The sequence below is a fragment of the Natronobiforma cellulositropha genome (assembly GCF_025629245.1).
In the GTDB taxonomy this organism is placed as follows: domain Archaea; phylum Halobacteriota; class Halobacteria; order Halobacteriales; family Natrialbaceae; genus Natronobiforma; species Natronobiforma cellulositropha.
In genome coordinates this window covers 468,703-483,877 of record NZ_JANZXN010000015.1, presented here as the reverse complement: position 1 = coordinate 483,877, position 15,175 = coordinate 468,703, and the positions used below count along the sequence as shown (strand labels likewise).

General features: G+C 67.0%; 10 protein-coding genes. 4 read left to right on the top strand and 6 right to left on the bottom strand.

Going from position 1 to position 15,175, the window contains the following annotated elements:
- Positions 1–17 precede the first annotated feature (17 nt).
- A complete protein-coding gene (locus N0B15_RS08175) occupies positions 18–1,817 on the top strand; it encodes an acetyl-CoA carboxylase biotin carboxylase subunit (protein ID WP_263019194.1) in 1,800 nt (599 codons plus the stop codon).
- 1 nt (position 1,818) lies between these two features.
- On the opposite strand, the gene N0B15_RS08170 is transcribed toward N0B15_RS08175, so the two are convergent.
- The 6 genes from N0B15_RS08170 to N0B15_RS08145 all read right to left on the bottom strand — a co-directional run bounded on the left by N0B15_RS08170 (position 1,819) and on the right by N0B15_RS08145 (position 9,930).
- Entirely contained in the window at positions 1,819–3,081 is a 1,263-nt protein-coding gene (locus N0B15_RS08170) for a hypothetical protein (protein ID WP_263019193.1), read from the bottom strand.
- Positions 3,082–3,227: 146 nt separating this feature from the next.
- The gene (locus N0B15_RS08165) at positions 3,228–4,076 is read right to left on the bottom strand and encodes an alpha/beta fold hydrolase (protein ID WP_263019192.1); all 849 of its coding nucleotides are present in this window, start codon (positions 4,074–4,076) and stop codon (positions 3,228–3,230) included.
- A gap of 119 nt (positions 4,077–4,195) precedes the next feature.
- Positions 4,196–5,743 (bottom strand): DUF790 family protein, encoded by a 1,548-nt coding sequence (locus tag N0B15_RS08160; RefSeq protein WP_263019191.1) that lies wholly within the window; start codon positions 5,741–5,743, stop codon positions 4,196–4,198.
- A 131-nt stretch (positions 5,744–5,874) separates the two neighbouring features.
- Positions 5,875–6,375 carry a hypothetical protein gene (locus N0B15_RS08155; protein ID WP_263019190.1) on the bottom strand — a complete coding sequence of 167 codons (501 nt, stop codon included), beginning with the start codon at positions 6,373–6,375 and terminating at the stop codon, positions 5,875–5,877.
- A 150-nt stretch (positions 6,376–6,525) separates the two neighbouring features.
- The gene (locus N0B15_RS08150; protein ID WP_263019189.1) at positions 6,526–8,394 is read right to left on the bottom strand and encodes a hypothetical protein; all 1,869 of its coding nucleotides are present in this window, start codon (positions 8,392–8,394) and stop codon (positions 6,526–6,528) included.
- 72 nt (positions 8,395–8,466) lie between these two features.
- A complete protein-coding gene (locus N0B15_RS08145) occupies positions 8,467–9,930 on the bottom strand; it encodes a DEAD/DEAH box helicase (protein ID WP_263019188.1) in 1,464 nt (487 codons plus the stop codon).
- 171 nt (positions 9,931–10,101) lie between these two features.
- On the opposite strand from N0B15_RS08145, the gene N0B15_RS08140 reads away from it, so the two are divergent.
- The 3 genes from N0B15_RS08140 to dnaJ all read left to right on the top strand — a co-directional run bounded on the left by N0B15_RS08140 (position 10,102) and on the right by dnaJ (position 14,743).
- Positions 10,102–11,373, top strand: coding sequence for a nucleotide exchange factor GrpE (locus tag N0B15_RS08140; protein ID WP_263019187.1), 1,272 nt, complete (start codon positions 10,102–10,104; stop codon positions 11,371–11,373).
- A 177-nt stretch (positions 11,374–11,550) separates the two neighbouring features.
- Entirely contained in the window at positions 11,551–13,455 is a 1,905-nt protein-coding gene (gene dnaK / locus N0B15_RS08135) for a molecular chaperone DnaK (protein WP_263019186.1), read from the top strand.
- A gap of 130 nt (positions 13,456–13,585) precedes the next feature.
- Positions 13,586–14,743 (top strand): molecular chaperone DnaJ, encoded by a 1,158-nt coding sequence (gene dnaJ, locus N0B15_RS08130; protein ID WP_263019185.1) that lies wholly within the window; start codon positions 13,586–13,588, stop codon positions 14,741–14,743.
- The last annotated feature ends 432 nt before the right edge of the window (positions 14,744–15,175 follow it).

Below are 15,175 nucleotides of genomic sequence, written 5' to 3'. Positions count from 1 at the left end.
CAACGGTTCGAGTAGGAATGTTCAGGAAGGTGCTGGTGGCAAACCGCGGTGAGATCGCGGTTCGAGTGATGCGAGCGTGTGAAGAGTTGAACGTCGGGACGGTCGCGATCTATTCTGAGGCCGACGCCGAGTCGGGACACGTCCGCTACGCCGACGAGGCGTACAACGTCGGCCCGGCGAGGGCGGCCGACTCCTACCTCGATCACGAGACCGTCATCGAGGCGGCGCGCAAGGCCGACGCCGACGCGATCCACCCCGGCTACGGCTTCTTGGCGGAGAACGCCGAGTTCGCCAGCAAGGTCGAGGCGGCCGAGGGCATCACCTGGATCGGGCCCTCGAGCGAGTCGATGGAGCGCCTCGGCGAGAAGACCAAAGCGCGAACGGTGATGGACGAGGCGGGCGTCCCCATCGTGCCGGGGACGACCGACCCGGTCACCGACCCCGACCAGGTGCGCGCCTTCGGCGAGGAACACGGCTACCCCATCGCCATCAAAGCAGAGGGTGGCGGTGGCGGGCGCGGCATGAAAGTCGTCACCGACGAGAGCGAGGTCGACGATCAGTTCGAGAGCGCCCGCCGCGAGGGCGAGGCCTACTTCGGCAACGACTCCGTCTACCTCGAGCGCTACCTCGAGAATCCCCGTCACATCGAGGTCCAGATTCTCGCCGACGAGCACGGCAACGTCAGACACCTCGGCGAGCGCGACTGCTCGCTCCAGCGGCGCCACCAGAAGGTGATCGAGGAGGGTCCCTCGCCAGCGCTCACCGACGACCTCCGCGAGGAGATCGGTGAGGCGGCACGCCAGGGGGTCAAAGCCTCCGATTACGTCAACGCGGGTACCGTCGAGTTCCTCGTCGAGGACGGCGAGTTCTACTTCCTCGAGGTCAACACCCGCATCCAGGTCGAACACTGCGTCACCGAGGAGATCACGGGCATCGACATCGTGAAGTGGCAGCTACGGATCGCCGACGGCGAGGAACTCACCTTCTCCCAGGACGACGTCGAGATCGAGGGCCACGCGATCGAGTTCCGTATCAACACCGAGAACGCCGCCAACGGCTTCCAGCCCGCACGCGGCGGCCGCCTCGAGACCTACGACCCGCCGGGCGGCATCGGCGTCAGGGTCGACGACGCGCTCCGCCAGGGTGACGAGATCGTCACCGACTACGACTCGATGATCGCGAAACTGATCGTCCACGGCGGGGACAGAGACGAGTGTATCGCCCGCTCGCTGCGCGCGCTGCGCGAGTACGAGATCGAGGGCGTGACGACCATCGTCCCCTTCCACCGGCTGATGCTGACCGACGAGGCGTTCGTCGCGGGCGAGCACACCACGAAGTACCTCGACGAGGAACTCGATCCGGCGCGACTCGAGGAGGCCCAGCGCCAGTGGGGCAGCGAGGACGCCCCCGCCGAGGACGACGAGGAGGTCGTCGAACGCGAGTTCACCGTCGAGGTCAACGGCAAGCGCTTCGAGGTCTCACTCGAGGAGCGCGGCGGCTTCGAACTGCCGGCGAACCTCGATAGCGGCGGCGCGAGCCGTCCCGATCCGGCCGGCGGTGGGTCGGGTTCGGCCGGCAGCGACACTCCGGCCGTCGACGGCGACGGCGAGCACGTCACCGCCGAGATGCAGGGGACCATCCTCTCGGTCGAAGTCGGGGAGGGAGACGAGGTCGAGGCTGGCGACGTGCTGGTCGTCCTCGAAGCGATGAAGATGGAGAACGACATCGTCGCCTCGAGCGGCGGGACGGTCACACAGGTCGCCGTCGAGGAAGGCGAGAGCGTCGACATGGGCGACTCGCTGGTCGTCCTCGAGTGAGCTAGAGCGGGTCGCAGAGCGCCCAGCAGTCGGCCGTCGGCTCGAGTCGGTGTGGCTCACGGCCGCGTTCTGCGAGCAGGCCGACGTGGTAACACATGGTCTTGAGTTGGAACACCGTCGGGGCGTGGTAGACGGTGCCGTCGGCGAGCGCGTCCGGTCTGAGCGAGCCGTCGGGTCGGAGGACGCGCGCCCGGGTGTCCTCGTCGCCGCGGACGAACAGTTCGACGGTGAACGTCGGCCGGAGGACGTGGAGGTACTCGACGAACTCGAGGAGCGTCGGCGCGCGAGTGCCGTCGTCTGCGAGACACTGGAGTTCCGTGACGAGCGTCCGCACCGCCGGGTGAGCGAACACGATACGGCGGGCGAGTTCGCCCCACGCGGGCGCTTGCTCGACGAACCGCTGGCGCGAGCGGTACCAGGTTTCGAACTCCTCGAGTGCGGTCTCGACGCTGCCGTGGCGGGCGAGCGCGAAGCGGACGACCTCCCGGCCGAGTTCGGTGAGACGGACCCCGCCGGGACCATCCTCGAGCAGGCCGAGCAGCGCCGCACCGCGTCTGGCCCCGGCGGTCGCGTTGACGACGCGGTACTCGGCGAGGAGGGTGTCGGTCTCGCCGTCGGCGTCGTGTGCCAGCGGGTAGCCGAGGTAGTTCTTCGGGTGGTTCAGCGAGAACGAGCGCTCGGTGACGCCCTGGGCACCCGCCTGGAACCGGATCCAGGAGCCATCGCCGCCCGAGCGGTTCCCGACGACGCGGGGTGACTCGAGCACCGAGACCTCGCCCGCGGTGTCGACACCGAGGACGCCGACGTTCAGCTCTCGCGCGAGGGCACGATCAGTTTCTGAGACGGCGGTGGCCGGTGCGGCGAGGTAGGCGACGTTCGCCTCGTCGAGGCGGTCGTACGCCTGGACGATTCCGCGGTGGGTGTCGACGCCGCCGCTCGAGACGTGTCCCTTCGCCTCGACGGCGACCAGCGGCGGCTCCCGGCCGAGACGCGAGATGCCGAGTACGTCGGACTCGAGAGTCCCGACGCCGACGAGGTCGGGGTAGCCGCTGCCGAGTTTGACGTGGTTGAACGGGGCCAGCGTCGAGCGCGTTCGGGGGTCGATCGGCTCACCCTCGAGCCAGCAGTCGGCGGCGAACTGGGTGTCGGTGACGGCGTAGCCGGTGGCGTCGGCCCCGCTCGAGCCGACGCAGTCGGGAAAGAGCCGTCGTTTCGCGTGTGCCAACACGACTGGCTCTGAGAGGAGTGGCTCCGCGGCGGACATGGCACTCGATTGGCGCTCGAGTACAAGAAGTCCGTGGGTGCGGAGGGGCGTGGGTGCAGACCGTGGGAGCGGGGGGTCGTGGGTGCGGAGGGTACGGCCGGAGCACCTGGGCGGCCGTCACGGTGACGAGCCGCGTGTCTCGAGTGTCACCGCTGGGGGATGCGGGCGGGTTCGCCAGCGAGAAACTGCCGCACCCAGTTGTCGAAGCCCTCCTTTCGCTCGAGGAACGCGCCGTGGCGGGCGCCGGTGAACATCGCGAGCTGTGCGTCGGGAAGCCCCTCGTGGGTCTCGCGGAGGATCGCCTCGGGGAAGAACGGATCTTCGTCGCCGCCGATGACGAGCGTCCGGGGCTCGACCGCGGCGAGGTCGTCGCTCGCGTCGTACTCGAGGACCGCGTCGATGGAGACGACGACGTCGCGGCCGTCGGCGGGTGTCGGCGGGCGGAGGCGGCCGACCGTCGTCGACAGCGTCGGATACAGGCGGCGTCGGTAGCCGGTGTGCATCTCCCGGAGGAGTTCCGAGCGGAGGGTGAGCCAGTCGTGCTCGAGGGCGTACCAGCGATAGCGCCTGAGGGTCTGGACGCTCGTCTCGGCGACGCGACAGCCGGAGACCCCGAGGACGAGGCGGTCGACGAGGGCTGGCTCGCGACGGGAGAGTTCCAGCGCGATCATGCCACCCATCGAGATGCCGAGCACCGACGGCCGCTCGAGACGGTCTTCGGTCTCGATCAGGCGCGCGTAGTCCTCGGCTAGCTCGCCGATGGTGGTACCATCGGGGAGACCGCGCGGCCGGCTCACGACGTAGACGGTGTACTCCTCGAGAAAACGTCGAAACGAGTAGCGTACCATCGCCGCGTCGAGACGGCCGTAGGAGCCGTCGAACATCGCGTCACTGAGGCCGGAAATCACGAGGAGCGATTTCGGGCCGTCGCCGACGCGGACGTAGGGGTGTCTCCCGGCGAGCCACCCCGTCTCCGTTGGTGTGGACTGTCGCATACACCGACTCCAACGGGAACGACGAAAAGGGGTCGCCGCGACGGCGATGAGTGTTCACACGACGAGAGCGTCTCCCGCCGGCGGCTGTAGAGCGCTGGCACCCCACTCGAGGCGGCCCGTCACCGTTCTCGAAGCGTGCCGCCGGCGAGTCCGGACCACTCGACGCGGTAGCCGAGTCTCGAGAGCGTCGCGCTCGCGTCGGTGAGACCGGCTGCCTCGAGCAGCGTCTCCGCCTCTTCGAGCGCCATCCCCGCCTCGAGATCCGCCGAGAGTTCCTCGAGCACCGCCGGTCGGACCAGCGTCCGCCCGACGAGTTCGTGCTCGGGAAAGGCCTTCCCCTCGAGTGCACCTTCGCCGACGCCGTGGTGAGCGGCGAGCGCCTCGAGCGTGAGCACGTCCTCTGGGGGCACCAACTCCGCCGGGAGGTCTGCGGCGCTCTCGGCGACCAGGTCGGTCTCGTACTCGCGTAGCGCGTCGATCACGTCTTTCGGGCGAACGCGCGTCCGGTAGGGAATCGCCCGGTGGTCGCGGGCGGTGATCGCCTCGCCGACGCCGAGACTCTCGTCGACGGCGACGAGCATCTCCACCTCCTCGAGCGTCTCGAGTTGGGTGAGTTTCTTCGCGACGTACTCGGGCGTCCAGAAGCCCATAATCTCGAAGTAGACGCGAAACGGCGCGTGGCGGTAGTCGAAGGCGAAGTCGGGGATCATCACCCGCGCACCCGCTGCGAGCGGTTCGGGTTCGCGCACGAGGTCCCACTCGAGGTCGAGCGCGGTGAACCGGGCCGCGAAGTCCGCCTCGACCTCGCTGTCGAAGCTGACCTCGGCGACCGGCGGCGCGTCGGGGACGGCGACTGGGTCCTCGTGTGAGAGGGTGAGCGTCCGTTCGGTGCCGCGGTCGTCGACCGTCGCCTCGAGCGACCACTCGGCGGCCGTGGCGACCGTGCGCAGCAGGCGGGCGAAACGCGTCCCGTAGCGGCGGGTAGCGCGAAAGAGGTGCGTCGGTCCCGTGACGACGACCTCGCGGCTGCCGAGTGCACCCGAGAGCGGCTCCTCCGGCTCGTCGCGCGTCCCCGCTGTGCGGTGGATCTCGTACATCAGCCGCAGGCGCTTGATCGCCGAGACGAGCGCCTTCGGCTCCGAAGAGCGGATCCGAACCGCCGTCGCGTCGAACAGCGCCGTCTGCGCCACCGAGAGGTTGTACTGGGCGAGTAGCCCGTCGGGGTCCCACCGAGCGTCGACACTCGAGAGCACCTGGCGCTCCTCGAGATCGGCGTACAGCGAGTCGGCGACCGCGTCGGCTGACACCCCGAGCGCCTCACCCGCCCGCACCAGCGCCGCCGCCCGGTCGTCGACGGTCACGACGCCGCCGAGCGCGTCGGCAGCCTCGAACGCCGCGGTACGAGCCGTCACCGGCTCGAGCGGCGCGCGCGTCTCGAACGTCGCCTCGCGCTCGAGGAGGGCGGCGAAGCCGCGGACGAGTTTGAAGTGTTCCGCCTCTGGCTCGAGGTCGGCGAGCGCCGACTCGAGCGTCGCTCGCGGTTCGCCGACGTGGCCCTGGAACGTCCCGATGACCCGGGCGGCCAGCGGGCGCTGGCTCCGGTCTGCGAACTGCGGGTGGTAGCCCCCACCCGCTCTCGAGACGCGCAACAGGTCCTTTCGCAGCATCGACTCTCCATCTGGGGGCGAGGGAGAAAAACCGACCGGCACGGACGTACCGCCTCCGAGATACCCCTGCGTGTTCGGTCCGTTCGATTGCCACCCGGCGAGTCATACAGCCCGTACCAGCCGCGGAACGGTCACTCGGCGGAGAGACGACGCAGACGAGACAGTGGTCCCTCCGGGAACAGCCGAAAGAACACCGCCTGAACCAGGACGACGGCACCGAGTACTCCGCCGAACAACAGCGCCCAGATCGTCGGGGAAACACCGCCCGTTTCGGCCAGATAGTGTACGATCAGACTCGCAACGGCCCACCACAGGGTGTACGCGGCGAGAATCGCGAGGACGACCGACGCGAGGATTCGGGTCACCGCCGCGTCACCGGGCGTGATCCGGTCGCCGGAACCGAGAGCCGCCGACCCGAGTCGAACGCCGTGTGCCAGCACACCGGCCAGAACGGTGAGGGCGAGGAGTCCGGGAACGAGTGTCGCTAGTGGGACCCAGAGCGGGCCGGGGACGGTCTCGAGGACCATTGTAGATCCGTCGACGACTCCGGCCGCGAGGTGGAGTGCGAGAACGGCGAGAACGGACTCGACGATCCGTCTCTCGCCCGACCGCTCGAGGGGGAGGGCACACATAACGTGTGAAGATGTGTCGAGTGGCCGTAATAAACATACTGTCGCTCGAGCGTTACACACTCTCGAACACCGTGACGCTACGCGTCACGAGCCTGAACGTCTTCACAGACTTTCAAACAATTACTGAGCACAGCTCAGTACGTTCGAGAGTTACAAACTCTCGAACAACCACACAACATCCTCGAACCCAACCCGGCCGGTGCCGGTGAAATCGAAGTAGTCGGGGTTCTCAGCGAACACGGGTTCGTCGAGGTGTTCGAAGAAGTCGACGACGTCGGCGAAGCCGACACAGCCGTCACCGGTCACGTCCCGGTAGCGGCCGTCGCCGTCGCCGTCGCAGACGGTTCGCTGGCCGAGGTCTCGACAGGACGGCGTGGGGTCGGCTGGCCCGGATTCCTCGACCCGGACGAAGACCGGCCGCTCGCTCACGTCGACCGAGACGGTGTCGTCCTCGAGCGTGAGCGACGACTCGATTCCATCGGTGGTGCCATCGGAGAGGGTGGTCGCGGTGGCGGTCTCGGGGTCGTCGGCGAGGTGGAGGTCGAAGCCCTCGACGGTCGTCCCGTCGCTGGTCGGACACCAGACGGCGTAGACGCTCGCGGACTCCTCCTGGTGTTCGAAGCGGTAGACGGTGACGTCCGTTCGGCCGGTGGCTCGCTCCTCGAGAAAGCGCGTCCCTGTGAGGGCCTTTCGCATGGCGTAGACGTAGTACCAGGAGGGTTTGGGCTCCCACTCGCCTTTCTGGGTGACGAGTCCGCAGGTCGAAAACTGCGTCGAGTCGTGCGGGTCGACGTCACGGAGCATGTACATCTGCGCGCGGTCGACGCCCGCGGCGGCGAAGGCGAGGTAGGCGCGGACGAGCCACTGGCCCTGGACCTCCTCGCGGTCGTAGGGACCGACTTCCGGCGCGCGCAGGCGCGAGTCGGGGTGGGTGTCCCAGCCGAACTCGGAGATCCAGACTTCGACCTCGGGGTGGTGTTCGTCGCGCCAGTCGGTGAACGTCTCGAGTCGGCCGCGGAAGTCGTCGGCTTCGGGCGAGCGTGCGGGACCGTGGTCGCCGTCGAACGAGTAGTGGTGGAGGTTGATCACGTCGGGGACGAACGCGCCGTCGGGGCGGTGCGTCTCGTACCAGGCTTCCATCTCCTCGATGTAGGCGAGGTCGAGGTCCTCGATGCCCGCCATGACGAACTTCATCGTCGGGTCAGCGGCGACCATCCCGTAGGTGCCGGTCGGTCCCTCGATCGTGCCGCCGTGGCCGTCGTAGCCCGCACTCGACATCGCGGCGTACTCCTGGGGGGAGAACTCGGCGTCCTCGCCGTCCCACCACCGGTCGGGTTCGTTCCAGTCTTCGACGTAGTCGATCAGGCCGAGCCCGGTGTGCGTCGGCTGGTCGTCCCGGAGCGTCAGGAGACTCTCGTCGACCGCCGTGTCGCCGTAGCGGGCGGCGAACTGGAACAGGTAGTGAGACTTCGCCTCGTAGGAGTGGGGGTCGGTCGTCTCCGCGCCGGGCTCGTCGACCGGAATGTTCGCGCGAGGCACGTCGAGACTGTCGTAGAGCCAGCTCACGCCGTCCTGGATACAGGGTGCGATCTCGAGTCCGGCGTCGGTCACCTCGGTGTAGAACTCGTCGAAGTTCCACCCGCCCTCGGCGGCGTAACTCGGCGCCCACGCGATCTCGTTGTCGGGATAGCCCGAATATTCGGGGTCGTCGGCACGCACCACGTCGCCTTCGTCCCAGTTCCAGTTGCGGTACTCGCGGACGAACCCCGCGACCGCCAGTCGCTCGAGCGGGTCGTCGACGAACGCGTTGATGCCGACGTACTCGTCGACGGTGATCGACTCTCGGTCGAACCCACCGTCTTCACTGGTCGACTCCTCGCTGGCAGGGTCGGCTGGCGCCGCGCCCACCTGCGACCCACCCGCTGCGGTGAGTCCCGTCGCGATCGTTCCCATCCCGAGACCCTTCAGCACGGTCCGTCGTCGAAGGTGGCGCGGGACACGCTCGTCGTCACCGGTCATAAAATCACCTCACACTAAATTGTAATAAATGTGCGCGGCTCACGTCTTCGCGCCGGTGGTCCGATGACCTTCTCAGCGACGCCGCTGTGAGACGCGCGTCTCGACGGTATCCGTAGCCACGACTTCGTAGAGGATCGCACTGCTGCCGTCGGCTTTGGGCCGGAGAATTCGCCCGAGGCGCTGGGTGAACTCGCGCTCGCTCCCGCTGCCCGAGAGGACGACGGCGACGTTCGCGTCGGGGACGTCGACCCCCTCGTCGAGGACGTTCGAGGTGACCACCCGGGAGTAGGTGCCGTCGCGAAAGCGCTCGAGGATCTCGCTGCGTTCGGCCGCGCCCGTCTGGTGGGTGATCGCGGGAAGCAAGAACCGCTCGGCGACGCTGTAGGCGAGGTCGTTGAACGCGGTGAAGACGATGATCCGGTCGTCGGCGTGGTCCTCGAGAACGTCGGCGAGCGCCTCGAGTTTCGACGTACTGCCCATCATCAGTTCGCGGGCGCGCTGTTTCGCCAGCAACGCCTCGCGGGCGGCCGGGTCGTTGCCGGAGCGTTTGACGAGTTCCTGGTAGTCGGAGCCGCTGCGGAAGGTGATGTTCGAGCGCGCGAGGTAGTCGGTGAAGATCGACTGGTGGCGTTCGTAGGCGTCGCGTTCGTCGGCGGTGAGCGTCACCGCGAGCCGTTTCAGGTCGTAGGGAGCGAGGTGCTCACCCGCGAGGTCGTCGGCCGAGAGGCGGTGACAGACGGGACCGACGAGCGCCGAAATCACCTCGTGGGCGTCGTCCGGCCGTTCGAACGTCGCGGTGAGTCCCAGGCGGGCGGGGGCGGCGAGCAAGCGGGCGATATCACGGTAACCCTCCCCGCCGAGGTGGTGCACCTCGTCGAAGATCACGAGACCGAAGCGGTCGCCGACCGCGTCGGCTTTCAGGTACGCCGAGTCGTACGTCGAGACCGTGATCGCCTCGAGACGCTGCTCGCCGCCGCCGAAACGGCCGACCGGGCAGTCGAACTCCCGCTCGAGTTCGCGTTCCCACTGCTCGAGCAGGTCGATGGTGGGGACGACGACGAGCGTGGGTGTGGCGAGCGCCACGATGGTCTCGAGTGCGATCACCGTCTTTCCGCTGCCGGTCGGGAGCTCGAGAACGCCCGCGGGGGCGCGTGCGGGTCCGCCCGGTGGTCCCGCGTCGCTGGTCTCCGCCCACCGGTCGGTGTCGAGCCAGTCCTCGAGCGCCTCGCGCTGGTAGGATCGAAGCTGGTAGGCCGACTCGAGCGCCGGGAGTGACTCGAGCGAGAGGGTGTTGTCGTCGACGTCGAAATCGCGACGGGCGAGCGCCGACCGGAGACGTGCGTAGTGAAACGCGGGGATCCGGGCGGTGTCGCTCCGTGGGTCGAACGAGAGGTCGAGTGCGTCAGCGCTCGCGCCGGTGAGCGACTCCAGCGCGCTGGCTGTCGCGTCCGCTCGCGTGTCGAGGCGAACCGTGCCGCCTTCGTATCTGAGAGTCAGGTCGGCGCTCACGCTCGGGAATCGACGCCGGGAGTACATAGGTTCGACGACGACGAACGCCTCGCCCGCGAGTGACCGACAGCGACGGTGTGGCGGATGGGTGATAGCCAGAACGAACACACTCGCCGCGAGACTGTCAGAATATCCACCACGAGCCGGTGAGAGGCCCGTACCTCAACCCTTTTATTACCGCTGTTCCTTGACTGTGACATGAGCGATGACGAGGGCATGAACTCCGCCCGAGATGTCCCGTCCACGGACGACACCCCCGACGACGCCGAGGACGAACGGCCCGAGGTCGAGCACACCGACGACGGGACGGCGACCGCCGAGGACGAGCACGAGGCGGACGACTCGGGCGTCGAGGAATCGATCGGAGAGACCGACGCCGATGCGGACGCGGACGGCGCCCCGTCGGTACGGCCGCCCGAAACGAGCGAGGACATCCGCGAACTCATCGACCGAACGACGGCCTACGACGACGACCTCGCCCTCGAGGTCAAGTCGGTCGTCGAGACCGCGCGTGAACTACACACCACGGTCAACCAGCAACAGGCGGAACTCGCGGACCTCGAGGAACGCCTCGAAGAGCAGGCCAAGACGATCGAGTCGCTCCAGGAGGAACTCGAGGCGCGCGAGGCAGAGATCGAAGCCCGAGGCGAGAAACTCGAGGAACGTGCCGAGGAGCTATCGGACCGTGAGGACGAACTCGAGTCTCGGGAAGAGACGATCGAGGAGCTAAAGGCCCACGTCAAACGCAAGCAGGCGGACTTCCAGAACTACAAACGCCGGACGAAAAAGCGCCAGGAACAGTTGAAGGCGCGGGCGACGGAGGACCTCGTCGGCCGCATCGTCGGCGTCAGAGACAACCTCAAGCGGGCGCTGGGCGAGGAACACGGCGACCTCGAGAGTCTGCGTGACGGCATCGAGATGACGCTCCGGGAGTTCGATCGGGTACTGGCCGACGAGAACGTCGAAGAGATCGACCCGGAGCCGGGAACCGAGGTCGACCCCCAGCGCCACGAGGTGATGGTCCAGGTCGACAGCGGCCAGCCAGCGGGCACCATCGCCGACGTGTTCACTCCCGGCTACGAGATGGGCGAGAAAGTCATCCAGAACGCGCAGGTGACCGTCAGCAACGGTTCGCTCGAGGAGGGTGAGGACAGCGATGCGGATCCGGACACCGATACCGATACCGATGCGGACGCGGACTCCGACGGCGATGTGGACACCGACGGCGAGAGAGACGGTGGCGACGGGGAAGAGAAAGCCACTGGTGAGGAGCCAGAGAGTGAGACCGGCGACACACCCGCGAGCGAGGACGAGGCGGCCGATGGACAATCCGAGGGCGACGTGGACGAAGCGGGTGACGAGTCGGCCAACGGCGCCGAGGGAGCTGCGATCGAACTCGGTGGCGAGGTCGCAGACGACGCGGACGACGAGGAGACAGAATCGATCACTACCGACGACGAGGGTCGGTAGTCGAACGAACACGATCGGTCGGACGTTTTCATCGGGTCTCCTCCGTCGGATCGAACACGGGTAGCCATCGCCCCAAACGGCTGTATTCCGCCTCGAGACGGCTCGAGACGGGGATTTAATTCGAGTGTCCCGTGACCGTAGCAACCTTTAAAACAAAGTGCGCACAATACCATCCCAATGGCAAGTAACAAAATTCTGGGTATCGACCTCGGTACCACGAACAGCGCCTTCGCAGTGATGGAAGGAGGAGATCCGGAGATCATCGTCAACGGGGAGGGGGACCGGACGACGCCCTCGGTCGTCGCGTTCACCGACGACGACGAGCGTCTCGTCGGCAAACCCGCGAAGAACCAGGCGATCCAGAACCCGGAGAAGACGATCGCTTCGATCAAGCGCCACATGGGCGAAGAGGGCTACACCGTCGACATCGAGGGTGAAGAGTACACACCCCAGCAGATTTCGGCGATGATCCTCCAGAAGATCAAGCGCGACGCCGAAGACTACCTCGGTGACGAGGTAGACAAGGCGGTCATCACGGTCCCGGCGTACTTCTCCGACAGCCAGCGACAGGCGACGAAAGACGCCGGCGAGATCGCTGGCTTCGAGGTCGAACGCATCATCAACGAGCCAACCGCGGCGTCGATGGCCTACGGTCTCGACGACGACTCCGACCAGACCGTCCTCGTCTACGACCTGGGTGGCGGGACGTTCGACGTGTCCATCCTCGACCTCGGTGGCGGCGTCTACGAGGTCGTCGCGACCAACGGTGACAACGACCTCGGTGGCGACGACTGGGACCACGCCATCATCGACTGGCTGGCAGCGGCGTTCGAGGAGGAACACGGCATCGACCTCCGCGACGACCGCCAGGCCCTCCAGCGGCTGAAAGACGCCGCCGAAGAGGCGAAGATCGAACTCTCGAGTCGCAAGGAGACGGAGATCAACCTCCCCTTTATCACCGCGACCGACGACGGCCCGATCCACTTAGAGGAGAGTCTCACCCGCGCGAAGTTCGAGTCGCTCACCGCCGACCTCATCGACCGGACGGTCGCACCGACCGAACAGGCGCTCGAGGACGCAGGCTACGCGAAAGAGGACATCGACGAGGTGTTGCTCGTCGGCGGCTCGACGCGCATGCCCCAGGTCGGAGAGAAGGTGACCGAACTCATCGGTGAGGAGCCACAGAAGAACGTCAACCCCGACGAGGCCGTCGCACTCGGTGCGGCGATCCAGGGCGGCGTCCTCGGCGGCGAGGTCGACGACATCGTGCTGCTCGACGTGACGCCGCTCAGCCTCGGTATCGAGGTCAAAGGCGGTCTCTTCGAGCGACTCATCGAGAAGAACACGACGATTCCGACCGAGGAGTCGAAGATCTTCACCACCGCGGCGGACAACCAGACCTCCGTGCAGGTGCGCGTCTTCCAGGGCGAGCGCGAACTCGCCCAGAAGAACGAACTGCTCGGTGAGTTCCACCTCCAGGGGATTCCCCCGGCCCCGGCCGGAACGCCCCAGATCGAGGTCACCTTCAGCATCGACGAGAACGGCATCGTCAACGTCGGCGCCGAGGACAAAGGCACCGGCACGAGCGAGGAGATCACCATCGAGGGCGGTGCCGGTCTCTCCGACACCGAGATCGAACGCATGCAGCGCGAGGCCGAAGAACACGCCGAAGAGGACAAACAGCGCCGCGAGCGCATCGAGGCGCGAAACACCGCCGAGGCGACTATTCAGCGTGCAGAGACGCTCTTAGAGGAGAACGACGAGATCGACGACGACCTGCGCGCGAGCATCGAGGACGCAGTCGCCGACCTCGAGGAGACCGTCGACGACAGTGACGCCGGGGCAGAAGAGATCGAAGCGGCGACCGAGACCCTGAGCAAGGAACTCCAGGAGATCGGCAAGCAGATCTACCAGGAGGCCGCAGCGGCTGGCGCAGGCGGCGCAGGCGCGGCGGGCGCTGGCATGGGTGGCGGCCCGAACCCAGGTCCCGAAGCGAGTGCGGCCGACGACGAGGGCGAGGAGTTCGTCGACGCCGACTTCGAGGACGTCGTCGACGACGAGGCGGAAGACGAGGAGCACTGATCGGTCCCGACTCGAGTGACCGGTCGTCGGTGTCGCGAGGTGGCGAGTGCGCCGGTCCCGGTGGGACCTGAGGTCGCCACCGCAAGAACGTTCGTTTCAAGTGTCTCAACGGATTATCGGTGTACAACGAATGAGTGAGGACTTCTACGACGCGCTCGGTGTGAGTCCGGACGCGTCGGCCGAGGAGATCAAACAGGCCTACCGGAAGAAGGCGACGCAGTACCATCCGGACGTGAGCGACGATCCAGACGCCGAAGAGAAGTTCAAGCGGATTCAGAAGGCGAAGCAGGTGCTGACCGACGAGGACAAGCGCCGAGCGTACGATCGCATGGGTCACGACCGGTTCGAACAGGCAGAGAAACACGGCTTCGACGCCGGTGCGAGCGGCGGCGGCATGGGCGGTGATCCCTTCGGTGGGATGGGCGGCATGGGCGGCGGTCTCGGCGACATCTTCGAGCAGGTCTTCGGCGGCGCGGCGGGCGGGCGCGGCCGCCGTCGTCCACAGAAGGGACGCGACCTCCGGACGGCCCTCGAGATCGATCTCGAGCAGGCCTACGCGGGGGCGAAAAAGCAGTTCACCGTCGACCGTCCGGAGGTGTGTGAGGACTGTGACGGCGAGGGCCACCCGCCGGAAGCAGAGGCGGAGACCTGTCCGGAGTGCCAGGGCCGCGGGCAGGTGACACAGGTTCAGCAGACGCCACTCGGGCGCATCCAGCAGACGACGACCTGCCGGCGGTGTGCAGGTGAGGGGACGCTCTACTCGGAAACCTGTGACACCTGCCGGGGCGACGGGCGCGTCCGCGAGGAGGCGACCCTCTCGGTCGACGTCCCCGAGGGGATCAGCCACGGACAGACCCTCCGGATGGAGGGCGAAGGCGCGCCGAGTCCCAACGGCGGGCCACACGGCGACCTCCTGATCGACATCAGCGTCCGCGAGCACGAGACGTTCGAGCGCGAGGGCGACGACCTCCACTACCACCTGCCGATCTCGTTCCCGCAGGCGACCTTCGGCGACACCGTGAGCGTGCCGACGCTCGAGGACGACGGCGAGAGCGACCTCGAGATTCCGGCCGGTACCCAGAGCGGCGAGACCTTCCGCCTGCGTGGGAAGGGGATGCCCCGACTGCGCCGGCGTGGCCACGGCGACCTCTTCGTCCAGGTGCAGGTCGTCACGCCGGAGTCGCTCAACACCGAACAGCGCGAGGCGCTCGAGGCGTTCGCCGAGGCGGGTGGCGAGGAGATCGAGGTCTCGGAGGGCTTCTTCGAGAAGATCAAGCGGACGTTCTGACCCCGCTCGAGTGAGCGTCTTCGCTGGCCTGTGAGTCGCGTCGGTACACGAAATGTACGGTGTCGGTTTTATCTCAAGCGAAGTAGGGCGCTAAAACCTCGCGCTTCAGCGCGGGGATACAGCGCCCGAACGTAGTTTTAAGAGGTTTCACAGCGTACTGAATGCTAACCGAGGCGGTCTATCCGCCCCATCCCAATGAGACAATATCGGGATTCGCCCTTTCGTCATGGAAGGCACCCCTTCCAAGAGACGAACAGGGTGCAGGAAGCACAAGATAACCCTGAATCCCCGTCTTCTCGACGGTAGATAGGGGTAACGGTAGCGTGGCACTGCCAGCATTCCCTCGGGGATGTTAAACCGTAAATCTCCCAAACCAGCAAGCCTCAGCTTGTGGGAAGCCCCGCCGTTTACGGCGGGGAGGATGTCACACGC